The organism is Enterobacter sp. CM29, from assembly GCF_013179605.1.
Classification (GTDB): Bacteria; Pseudomonadota; Gammaproteobacteria; order Enterobacterales; family Enterobacteriaceae; genus Enterobacter; species Enterobacter intestinihominis.
Genome location: NZ_JABMCU010000146.1, coordinates 1 through 11,278 on the forward strand (window position 1 = coordinate 1; position 11,278 = coordinate 11,278).

Annotated in this window: 11 protein-coding genes; 3 read left to right on the forward strand and 8 right to left on the reverse strand. The window is 53.5% G+C overall.

From position 1 onward, the window contains the following. Positions 1 to 90: 90 nt before the first annotated feature. Positions 91 to 1,002 (forward strand): 23S rRNA (adenine(1618)-N(6))-methyltransferase RlmF, encoded by a 912-nt coding sequence (rlmF, locus tag HP459_RS16545; RefSeq protein WP_171936506.1) that lies wholly within the window; start codon positions 91 to 93, stop codon positions 1,000 to 1,002. Between the two features lie 45 nt (positions 1,003 to 1,047). Here rlmF and ybiO read toward each other — a convergent pair whose 3' ends face one another. From ybiO to rhtA, 6 genes are all read right to left on the reverse strand, one after another. Next, positions 1,048 to 3,258 (reverse strand): mechanosensitive channel protein, encoded by a 2,211-nt coding sequence (gene ybiO, locus HP459_RS16550; protein ID WP_022647521.1) that lies wholly within the window; start codon positions 3,256 to 3,258, stop codon positions 1,048 to 1,050. 120 nt (positions 3,259 to 3,378) lie between these two features. Continuing rightward, a complete protein-coding gene (gene glnQ / locus HP459_RS16555; protein WP_022647522.1) occupies positions 3,379 to 4,101 on the reverse strand; it encodes a glutamine ABC transporter ATP-binding protein GlnQ in 723 nt (240 codons plus the stop codon). Then, the gene (gene glnP, locus HP459_RS16560; protein ID WP_010428919.1) at positions 4,098 to 4,757 is read right to left on the reverse strand and encodes a glutamine ABC transporter permease GlnP; all 660 of its coding nucleotides are present in this window, start codon (positions 4,755 to 4,757) and stop codon (positions 4,098 to 4,100) included. The genes glnQ and glnP overlap by 4 nt, the downstream gene beginning before the upstream one ends. Before the next feature lie 93 nt (positions 4,758 to 4,850). After that, a complete protein-coding gene (gene glnH / locus HP459_RS16565) occupies positions 4,851 to 5,594 on the reverse strand; it encodes a glutamine ABC transporter substrate-binding protein GlnH (RefSeq protein ID WP_003858455.1) in 744 nt (247 codons plus the stop codon). A 361-nt stretch (positions 5,595 to 5,955) separates the two neighbouring features. Continuing rightward, positions 5,956 to 6,459: a DNA starvation/stationary phase protection protein Dps gene (dps, locus tag HP459_RS16570; protein WP_000100801.1), complete on the reverse strand. Its 504-nt coding sequence runs from the start codon at positions 6,457 to 6,459 to the stop codon at positions 5,956 to 5,958. Between the two features lie 298 nt (positions 6,460 to 6,757). Then, the gene (gene rhtA, locus HP459_RS16575; RefSeq protein WP_022647523.1) at positions 6,758 to 7,645 is read right to left on the reverse strand and encodes a threonine/homoserine exporter RhtA; all 888 of its coding nucleotides are present in this window, start codon (positions 7,643 to 7,645) and stop codon (positions 6,758 to 6,760) included. A 354-nt stretch (positions 7,646 to 7,999) separates the two neighbouring features. Between rhtA and ompX the strand changes: the two genes are divergently transcribed. Beyond that, complete coding sequence (gene ompX / locus HP459_RS16580) at positions 8,000 to 8,518, forward strand: outer membrane protein OmpX (protein WP_003858450.1); 519 nt, start codon at positions 8,000 to 8,002, stop codon at positions 8,516 to 8,518. 116 nt (positions 8,519 to 8,634) lie between these two features. On the opposite strand, the gene HP459_RS16585 is transcribed toward ompX, so the two are convergent. Together HP459_RS16585 and mntS are read right to left on the reverse strand one after the other, a co-directional pair. Then, a complete protein-coding gene (locus HP459_RS16585) occupies positions 8,635 to 10,218 on the reverse strand; it encodes a phosphoethanolamine transferase (protein ID WP_022647524.1) in 1,584 nt (527 codons plus the stop codon). Positions 10,219 to 10,486: 268 nt separating this feature from the next. Next, a complete protein-coding gene (gene mntS, locus HP459_RS16590) occupies positions 10,487 to 10,615 on the reverse strand; it encodes a manganase accumulation protein MntS (protein ID WP_022647525.1) in 129 nt (42 codons plus the stop codon). 182 nt (positions 10,616 to 10,797) lie between these two features. Between mntS and mntR the strand changes: the two genes are divergently transcribed. After that, positions 10,798 to 11,271 carry a manganese-binding transcriptional regulator MntR gene (gene mntR / locus HP459_RS16595; protein ID WP_022647526.1) on the forward strand — a complete coding sequence of 158 codons (474 nt, stop codon included), beginning with the start codon at positions 10,798 to 10,800 and terminating at the stop codon, positions 11,269 to 11,271. Positions 11,272 to 11,278 lie beyond the last annotated feature (7 nt).

Sequence of the window (11,278 nt, forward strand, 5' to 3'; positions counted from 1 at the left end):
GATTTTTGTCGTTTTTTTGTGCGACTCAGACAGATATTTACCCCCGCGCCGTCACAGGGTATCTTACGCGGCTGTTTAAAGGAGAATGCCATGACTTCCCACAAGCCGGGATTGCACCCGCGTAACCGCCACCGTAGCCGCTACGATATGAAAGCCCTGTGTCTGAGCTGCCCTGAATTGCAGGGTTTTATCGTTCAGACACCAGCCGGTGAACCGTCGGTAAACTTTGCCGATCCGCTGGCGGTTAAAACGCTGAACAAAGCGCTGCTGGCCCATTTTTATGGTGTGACGCACTGGGACATCCCTGATGGCTTTCTCTGCCCGCCGGTCCCGGGCCGTGCGGATTACGTCCATCATCTTGCCGATCTGCTGGCGGATGACCACGATGGCGTAGTGCCGAAACAGGCTACCGTCCTTGATATCGGTACGGGCGCGAACCTGATCTACCCCCTGATAGGCGCACATGAGTACCAGTGGCGATTTACCGGCAGCGAGATCGGTGATGAGGCCTTCGCCAGCGCGCAGGCCATTATCAACGCTAACCCGGGGTTAAGCCGGGCCATACGTCTGCGTCGTCAGAAGGATGCCGCTGCAATTTTCACCGGCATTATTCATAAGAACGAACAATATGATGCCACCCTGTGCAACCCGCCATTCCACGACTCCGCCGCCTCCGCGCGTGCGGGAAGTGAACGCAAGCGGCGTAACCTGGGCCAGGCCGAAGATGGCGCGCTGAACTTTGGCGGCCAGCAGCAGGAGCTGTGGTGCGAGGGCGGGGAAGTAGCCTTTATTCTGCGCATGATTGCCGAGAGTAAAGGCTTCGGTCGTCAGGTGAAATGGTTTACCACGCTGGTCTCTCGTGGCGATAACCTGCCGCCGCTTTACAGCGCGCTGACCGAAGCCGGCGCGGTGAAGGTGGTCAAAAAAGAGATGGCGCAGGGTCAGAAGCAGAGCCGCTTTATTGCCTGGTCCTTTATGGACGATAACAAACGTCGCAAATAGCACCCCATCGTTGGCCGGGTAAGGCGAAGCCGCCACCCGGCTCGGTTACAGCGTCGGCTCCTGCGGAGGGAGCGGCGAAGCGGGCGGCGACAATACCTGATACGTCTGCACCGGCGCTCTCACGTTCGCCAGATCGAAGTGTTTTTTCACCATGCTGTCGAGAGCAAAGCGCACCGTCCACTGTTTCAGCGGCTGGGTGGTGAACGACACGCGCAGGGTAAAGGCAGTGTTCGTCAGCCCGACGATGCCCGCAAACGACGGCTCACCAATTACCAGCCCGCGAATATCCTCCATCTCCATCAGTTCGCTCACCGCATCCCGCAGCGCCTGTTTCGCCTTATCTGCATCTTCGTGACGATCGACATCATAATTCGCCACCACCGAACCAATGCCGCGCACAAAGTTGGCAAAGGTGGTGATCGATGACCACGGAATAATGTGGTACGCCCCGGTATCCTGACGTACGCCGACGGAGCGAATGGACATCCTCTCCACCGTGCCGGTGAGCGGTCCAATGGTCACAAGATCCCCGGTGTTCATCCCGTTCTCAAACTGGATAAAAATGCCGGTGATAATATCCTTCACCAGCGTCTGCGAACCAAAGGAGATCGCCAGTCCCAGGGCACCGGCACCCGCCAGCAGTGGGGCGATATTTACGCCGATTTCCGACAACACAATCATGATGGTAATGGTGCTAATGATCACCGCCAGCGCGTTGCGGAACAGCGTCAGCAGCGTGCGGGCGCGGGCGCTCGGCAGCGGCCTGCCGTGGACATCCGACACCAGACGGTTTTCGATAAGGCTTGCCAGCAGCGTCCAGCCGACGGCGGAGAAGAACAGGATCAGCGCGATACGAATAAGAATATCGACGGTCTTTTCCCCGGCGCCGTTATGCAGCCAGTTCCAGAAATCAAACAGTCCCCACGCATTCAGCAGCAGCATAATTGCCACGCAGACCGTCAAAATACGCGCCACCTTCAGCGACACCGATGTCCAGCCATTTACCCGTTTTTGCAGCTCGGGGTAATTACGCTGAACCTGCGGCGACAGGGTGATCGTCTTCGACAGCCAGCGGGAGAGCAGGCCAGAAACAAAGGCCGCGATGCCGATAATCGCCAGGCTTTTGAACGTCGCCCCCATCATAAATTTCAGGCTGTTGCCCGGATCGAACAGCGAGAAGAAACACAGCACAATAAAATAGGCGCTGGCCAGCCAGTGCCACACCAGCGCAAAGGCGCGTATAAAGAGGCTGAAAAAGGAGAGGGAGCGATCGGCCAGGTGAAGCAGACTGTCGGTGATCGCTTTTTTATTGTGGAAGATGAGGTACAGCGCCCAGACGGTAATACAGAGCATGATCAGCACGTTCGCCAGGGCCCCGAACTGCACGTTAACCTGGTTGGAAATAATCGGGACGGCGACCAGCAGGCCATAGCCGATCAACCCGCTCAGCACGCTGAGCCGAACCGCCCAGTATTTGGCGCTCCGATCCGAAATGGCGAACGGGCGAAGTTCCGGCACGCGCGGACAGAATATTAACCGCAGGAGCGCCTTAAAGAACTCGATCAGGGCAAAGGCGTTCAGGAACAGCCCCTGCTGAAAGGCGATGGTTTTGTTCCCGGTATTAAGACGGTCGGCCAGCATCTGGCCGACAAACAGCGTCAGCGCCAGCAGCAGCAAATCGATGATAAAGGCCCCGGTAATCATTGCCGGAAGATGCAGCCAGCTGCTTTTATGCTGATTCTTTTTACGTCCCCAGTGGCCCATCTTCCGGTAAAGCGGCCAGACAGACAGGCGCAACAGCCAGTAAAAAATGAATACCGCGGCGGCCAGAATAGAAAACTGGGTCGCGGCTGCAGAAAAGGTGTGGGGATTAAAAGGCTTATGCGAGGTGCCAACAAGGTTGCGATAGAGCTGGGCAAAACGCGACGACAGGGCTTCCCCGTAGCGGCGACTGATATCGGTGACGTTTTCCAGTACCGTCTTTTCGTCTTCGACTTCCGGCGGCGCGATAGTCGGAACCGGATCCTGAGGCGGTGTGGCGGCCACTTTCCTCAACTGATCGATAAGCTCCTGCCGGGACGTGTCGTTCTCAAGCACGTCGGCAAGTGCGCTGTAAGCGGCTTTTTTCTTTTCAGCGTCGGGTTCTGGCGGCGCATTTTGCTGGGTGGCGGTGGCTCCGGTGGTGACGCCGGGAATGGTTACAGCAAGTGATGGCGCGCTAAACAGGGTAAACAGTAGCAACAGGATCCACGGCACGGCGTCCTCCGACAAAAATATCGTGCAAAATGATAAGTATAGAGCGCGCGGAGCGGAGGGGAGTTTTTGGGAACAATCCGGCATAAAAAAGCCGGGCATGCCCGGCTCTGTGTATGGCTATCAGGAGACGTGTTGCAGGAACTCCTGGAGGCGCTGGCTAGGTGGGTTCGCAATCAGCGCCTGCGGATTACCGTCTTCCGCGATGCGGCCCTTATCAATGAAGATCAGACGGGACGCCACTTTTTCGGCAAAGCCGATTTCGTGGGTAACGATCACCATCGTCATGCCTTCTTCTGCCAGATCCTGCATCACTTTCAGCACCTCGTGACGCAGCTCCGGGTCGAGTGCGGAGGTTGGCTCATCAAACAGCATCATCTTTGGCTTCACCGCCAGCGCACGGGCAATGGCCACGCGCTGCTGCTGGCCACCGGACAGCTCGGAAGGATAGTGGTGGGCACGCTCCGCCAGACCCACTTTCGCCAGCAGATCTTTTGCCAGCGTTTCTGCCGCCGCTTTGCTGGCCCCACGCACGCGCAAAGGACCGAACATCACGTTTTCCAGCGCCGTCAGGTGCGGGAACAGGTAGAACTGCTGGAACACCATGCCCGCTTCCTGGCGGATCAGGCGCTCGTCCACTTTCGGATCGTTCACCTTCAGACCATCGACGATCAAATCGCCGCTGGTGATCTCCTCGAGCTTGTTAATACAGCGCAGCAGGGTGGATTTTCCGGAACCCGACGGCCCGATGATCACCACCACTTCACCCTGCCTGATGTTCAAATCGATATTGTGCAGCACCTGGGTTGGACCAAAGTGCTTGGAAACATTTTTAAATTCAATCACAGGATTTTCATCCTTCTTTCAAGACGACGCAGAACAAAGCTCAGGACAAGCGTGATAATCAGGTAGACAACGGCGACCGCACTCCAGATTTCCAGGGCGCGGAAGTTACCCGCGATGATCTCCTGGCCCTGACGGGTCAGCTCGGCCACGCCGATAACAATAAACAGCGAGGTGTCTTTAATGCTGATGATCCACTGGTTGCCCAGCGGCGGCAGCATGCGGCGCAGCGCCAGCGGCAGGATCACGTGACGGATCGTTTCGCGACGGGAAAGACCTAACGCCAGGCCAGCTTCGCTGAAGCCTTTATGAATCGACAGCACCGCACCGCGGGTGATTTCCGCAATGTAGGCGCCGGAGTTAATCATAATGGTGACGACAGCTGCGCTGAACGGGTCAATGCGCAGATCGTTGAAGGCCATCGGCAGGGCGAAGTAGATAAACATGACCTGCACCACAATGGGGGTGCCACGGATCACTTCGATGAAAACCAGTGCGATGTGGTTTGCAATCCAGCCGCCGTAGGTGCGGGCGAAACCGGCCACCAGACCGATAATTAACCCGCCAACCAGACCGAGGACCGAAATCCACAAGGTCATTTTAGCGCCTTCAAGCAAGAGAGGAATGGCAGGCCAGATGGCGCTCCAGTCAAACTGCATGATGTATTCCTGTATACCGTGGTGAAAAACGAAAAACGTAGGCCCGGTAAGCGGTAGCGCCACCGGGCGTTACAAACCTGAAGTCAGGTGAAATTATTTAGGCTCGGTACCGAACCATTTTTTGTAGATTTCGTTATAGGTGCCGTTCTCTTTCAGGGTTTTCAGCGCGCCGTTAACTTTATTACGCAGGTCGTCGCTGCCTTTCGGGAACGCAATACCGTACTGCTGAGCTTCCAGGGAATCACCTACCGCTTTGAACTTGCCGTTACCGGCGGTTTTGATGAAGTAAAGGATGTTAGGCGTGTCGTGCAGCACCGCGTCTGCGCGGTTGGTGCCCAGTTCCATGTAAGCGTTGTCGATGTTCGGGAACTGACGCAGGTCTTTGGTTTTGATATTGGCTTTCGCGTAATCAACGGAACCGGTGCCGCTCTTCACGGCGACCACTTTACCGTCGAGATCTTTCACGCTTTTCACGTCGTTGTTATCCGCTTTCACCATCACCAGCAGGCCGCTTTTGTAGTAGCCATCAGAGAAATCGATAGCTTTTTTACGTTCTTCGGTAATGGTGATGCCCGCCAGCGCCAGGTCAACGTTTTTGGTTTGCAGTGCCGGGATAATGCCGCTGAAATCCATTGGCTTCAGGGTGTAATCCAGTTTGAGTTCTTTTGCGACAGCGGCCCACAGATCAACGTCAAAACCAACGTATTTATCACCCTGTTTGAATTCAAACGGTACGAACGCCGTGTCAGTCGCCACAACCAGTTTGTCGGCAGCCTGCGAGGACACCGCAAACGCCAGGGTAAGTGCAGCCAGTGAAACTTTTAATACAGACTTCATAGCATTTCCTTTTATATCCACGGGGCGATCCCCTGCGAGAACCTCAGGCACAATGAAAAAATCGTGCCAGTTTTACAAGCTGTTGTTTTGCAAAGGGGATAATGTCACGCATTGCACAAAAAGCGTGGCAATTCTGTCAGGTTGCACCAGAATGGAGCACCGTTTTGGTGCGCTTCGTTAAGGTCTTCTGACAGGGGGATATTTAGCGCAGAATCTGACGAAAAAACAATCTTCCGTTAACGGTTGTGTGAGGTGATTATTACATTTCATTCACTTTTGCGGCCGTTGCGGACAAAAGTGTGCACCATAAATGTGCAAAACCCCCGCCAGGGGCGAGGGTTATTCAGACAATCCGCAGGGATTATTCGATGTTTGACTCAATGAACCACAGGAACTGATCCAGGTCGCGTGACGCGGCAGTGAAGATATCAGCGGTGTCTTCATCTTTTGCTTCGCCAATCGCTTTACGAACATCGTTCGCGACAATCGCATAACGGTCCGCCAGCTCTTTCAGGTGATCCTGAACGGTATGGATATCCAGCGGATAGCTTTTCAGTGGCGTTTTGCTGTTGATCACCTGCGTGGTACCCAGAGCCACACCGCCCAGCTGTACGGCGCGTTCGGCCATGGTATCCAGATGAGTCACCAGTGCTGTGCGGAAGCCATCCAGCATTTCATGAACGGCAATAAAGTTTGCACCGCGCATATTCCAGTGGGCCTGTTTGGTGATCAGCGAAAGATCGATGAACTGGACCACCTGGCGATTCAGCAGCTCAATGGTCGCTTTTTTATCGCTATCCGATACATCGTTACGGGTATAAAGCAGATTAGACGCTTTCGTTTTCACCAGTTTAGCGGTACTCATAATCTCATATCCTCTTGATGTTTGTGTCCCAGGTAATTACGGGATTAAGTATAGCACCGGATTTTTTCTCTGCGGTTTGGCGCTGCCTATCGGTTTAATAGCGAAAGGATGGTTGAAGTTTTAACTTAATGATTTTAAAGTTTTTTATATAAATTGATGCAGATCAATCTTAATTCGTTAAGTGACAAGGCGGGCAGGTGAAATATTTTGGCAATATAAGAGAGTTTGTAAGAAATTATTTGAAGGGCTGACGAGGCCTATATTCTGCATGGCCGGTAAGCCATGCAGAATTTAAGGGCTAGTTGAGGTCAATCTTATGTACTTTTGGTTCCTGGCGCATGGTCAATGTAGAGCCCATTGACGCCGCGATAATGGAACAGAGCGCCAGCGTCTGCACCAGTGTCAGGGTTTCGCCGAGGAACATCATTCCAGAGATGGCAGCCAGCGCGGGCTCCATGCTCATGAGCGTACCAAAAATACGCGTAGGCAGACGCGTCAGGGCGATCATCTCCAGAGAGTAGGGCAGCGCCGTGGAAAGAATGGCGACCGCCAGCCCAACCGGCAGGATTGACCACTGCCATATTGAGTCCGTTGCTTGTGCCATGCCGATCGGGACAAAGATAACCGCGGCAATCAGCGAGCCTAAGGCGACCGTCGCGGGGCCGTGCTCTTCGCCCGCACGCTGACCAGTGAGAATATACACCGCCCAGCACGCCCCTGCGCCCAGCGCCAGAGCGGCCCCTGTCAAATCGATTTGTGAAACGCTTTGGCCGAGCGGCAGCAGGAACCATAGCCCCAGCACGGCCAGTATGACCCAGATAAAGTCTACCGGGCGACGAGAAGAAAAGAGGGCAACCGCCAGCGGGCCGGTAAATTCAAGCGCGACCGCGATCCCCAGCGGGATAGTCTGAATAGAGAGGTAGAACATGTAGTTCATCCCTCCCAGCGCCAGCCCATAAAAAAGCAGAGGCAGTCGCTGCTCCTTTTTAAACCGTAGCCGCCAGGGTTTAAAGACAACCACGAGGATCAGGGTGCCTAATGCGATACGCAGCGCCGTGACGCCGGGCGCACCAATCAGCGGAAACAGCGATTTTGCCAGCGACGCGCCGCTTTGTATGGACATCATCGCGATAAGTATGACTGCCACCGGCATCCAGACCGACGATTTACGAGGTAAACCTGGCATCCTTTCTCCTGTCAATTTTTGTCAAAAGAGGTAAAAGTCGCAGTGTAATGGAAATAACCTGCAACGGTTGAGCTACTGTTGAAAAAAATCCAGGGAAAATCCGTAAAATGAGAAAACGTTGCTGATTTTATCGCCTGAAAGATTAGGAATAATCTGGATGAACTAAATGGCGATGACGCGCACTATTAGCATTTACAGGTGAAAATCTGGAGTTATTTGAACGAGATAGCTGGTGCTGGAAATGTTCTGTTACAGGAAAGGTCGCATTAGACATCGTGAATGACAAAGAGTTTCACAGATTTTTTTGATATATTTAAAACTTACGGACTTACTTGAAGCACATTTGAGGTGGTTATGAAAAAAATTGCATGTCTTTCAGCACTGGCAGCTGTTCTGGCTGTTTCCGCAGGTACCGCTGTAGCGGCAACTTCAACTGTAACTGGTGGTTACGCTCAGAGCGATATGCAGGGCGTGATGAACAAAACCAACGGTTTCAACCTGAAGTACCGTTACGAGCAAGACAACAACCCGCTGGGTGTGATCGGTTCTTTCACTTACACCGAGAAAGATCGTACTGAAAATGGCTCTTACAATAAAGGTCAGTACTACGGCATCACCGCGGGTCCTGCTTACCGCCTGAATGACTGGGCAAGCATCTACGGTGTTGTAGGTGTTGGCTACGGTAAATTCCAGCAGACCGAAAACCAGGGTCTGAACCGTACTGCAAGCAACAGCGACTACGGTTTCTCCTATGGCGCAGGTATGCAGTTCAACCCAATCGAAAACGTTGCTCTGGACTTCTCCTATGAGCAGAGCCGTATCCGCAACGTTGACGTTGGCACCTGGATCGCGGGCGTAGGTTACCGCTTCTAATCACTTCGGTGAGCCAGTAAAAAATCCGCCCAATGTGGCGGATTTTTTTTGTTTGTACCCTCTCCACGTGGGAGAGGGCCAGAGTGAGGGCATCAGCCTGCACGAGACGACAGAGATCACTTACTCTTAATATCGAAAATATCCGTCCCCAGATGGTTATAGTCAACTTTCTGTAACCTGAAGTTGGTAATGTAAACTGGCGGGCCCTTCTTCCCGGAGATAAACGGGTAATCATTTTTTATCTCTTTCGCCTTAATCCCCGTCCACTGTGAGAAGAATTTCAGGAAATCGTTCGCGGAACGGCGCGCTTTGATGATGCGATGCGTTTTGTCATCACTCGACAGCACCATAAACGGTACCTGGAAGTTCTGCTGGAATTTATCATCGTGAGCCAGATACTGCACTTCTTTACCGCGCTCCTTAAACGCCAGACCGTGGTCAGAGAAATAGACCATCGAGAAGCTATCGCCGCTGTTGCGCAGCTGCGCGTACAGCTTGCTGAGCAGATCGTCGGTTTGCGTCATGGTGTACAGATAACACGAGGTCTCTTTGGATTGCACAAACTCCGCATATTTTCCCCCGGTACGATCGCATGCCTGCGGGTGTGACCCCATCAGGTGCAGGACGATCAGCTGCGGCTGGGTGCGCTGAGTGGCAAAGACCTGCGCGGTCATTTTTAGCAACGCTTCATCTTTTGTGTTTTTATCGGCTTCGAAATCACCGCTTTTCAGGAACTGTACCTCGTCGGCACGCTTCGCGATGCTGGCAATGGCGGTATCATACTCGCCGATCTGCCCCTGGTTGGAGAACCACCACGTCTGAAAACCTGCCCGGTTGGCCAGGGTGACAAAATTATCCTGAAACTGCGGTTTTCCATCCACGACACGGTTGAGCGTCAGACCGAGAGATTTCTGCGTCGAACCGCTGGCCGCCACGTAATCGGTAAACAGCGTACCGTTGACGGAGCTGGCAAACGGCGTGTTATCCCAGTGACCGCCAAACGCGCCGAGCGCATCGCGACGCGCGCTTTCACCGATCACCACCACATAGGTGTGATACTTCGGTTTCACCGCCAGCACGTTCCAGGTATCTTTCATGGTGGAAAGCTCGGCCATACGCGCCTGCTCGTCGAGCACTTCCTCGTTATTCACTACCACGTCTTTAACGAAGCGAAACACCGGATACCCGGTATCTTTAAGCTTAAACACGCCGCCCCAGGCCAGATTTTGTACCGGCGCAACAAAAAACGTCACTACGCTAAAGGCCAGGCACAGGCTTTCAATTTTACCCCATGTTTTTTTCCCGACCTGCTTACGGCGAACCGCAATCACGCCGAGAGCAAAAATGAAAAGGCCAACCACGTAGTTGTACCACGGGAAGATCGTCAGGATCTCTGTAGACTCTTCCATATTGGTGGAGTGGAGCGCCAGCAGGGTATTAAAGTTCGGCGCGCCATAGGCCTGGCCGAACGGGAAATAGGCGGCAGCCACCAGAGAACAGATCCCGATAAGCACTTTCTGCATGCGCGGTGCGCTTCGCCATAGCAGGTGAAGAATGCAGGTGAACCCGACGGCATAAAGCAGGCTAAAGGGGTAGCCAAGAGCAAAGTTAATTAACAGCGATTGCAAAAAATAAAATCCCGTCCACGGGCTTAGGGCCCGGCTGCGGGTAACAAGTGTATCAATCAGGGTTACGTTCATAGATCACTATCACGAAAACGCCATGTGCTCACCCTGGCGTCAAGGGTCAAAGCCTGCCGGACAGTGCGTGGAAAGGGAATGGAGGTCCGCTTCAGCGAGCCGCAAATTGTGCAGGGCTGCAAGAAGATAGTGCGAGCGTGAATTAAGGTCAACAGTTGCTAAACAGATGTTTTGCGAAGGGGGCTGCAAATCCGCAAAAATAATCAGGAAAAAGCGAGTTTACAACGAAAGTGTGACAGGAAAATGAAGCGGCGTGCCGCGACGCCGCTTAGTGAGAAGATTTGTCGTCCTGATGCGGTTTGGCGTTAAACATATCGCACAGCATGTTCAACAGCATTAGACGCACTTTAAAAGGAGAGTGGGTAAACACGTTCATACACCTCTTGAATTCATTCATAAGACCTCCTGATTCATGATCCCTTCGATCCGTGAAGGGTGACTGCATTACATACAGATATAGCACAGGCTATATTGTATAGCTATGGCTAATTCGTTAATTTTTTGTGCTTGTAGAGCTATGGTTTACAATGTGCGCTCCGTTACAGGGCGCTGGAAGCGTCAACCCATTGAGGAAGCACAATGAACCGTCGCGCAGGTAAGCCAACAACAAAAAAAACGACGCAACTGGTGAACGTTGAAGAACATGTGGAAGGCTTCCGCCAGGTGCGTGAGGCGCACCGCCGGGAGCTGATTGATGATTATGTCGAACTGATCTCCGATCTGATTCGTGAAGTTGGAGAAGCGCGCCAGGTGGATATGGCCGCACGCCTGGGGGTGTCGCAGCCAACCGTTGCCAAAATGTTAAAACGTCTGGCGTCGGTCGGGCTGATCGAGATGATCCCCTGGCGCGGGGTGTTTCTCACCGCTGAAGGCGAAAAGCTGGCGCAGGAGAGCCGCGAGCGCCATCAGATCGTCGAGAATTTTTTACTGGTGCTGGGCGTCAGCCCGGAAATTGCCCGTCGGGATGCCGAAGGTATGGAACACCACGTCAGCGAAGAGACGCTGGTGAAGTTCCGCGAATTTACGCTCAAATATGGCCCCGCCGCTGAATGAACATCCC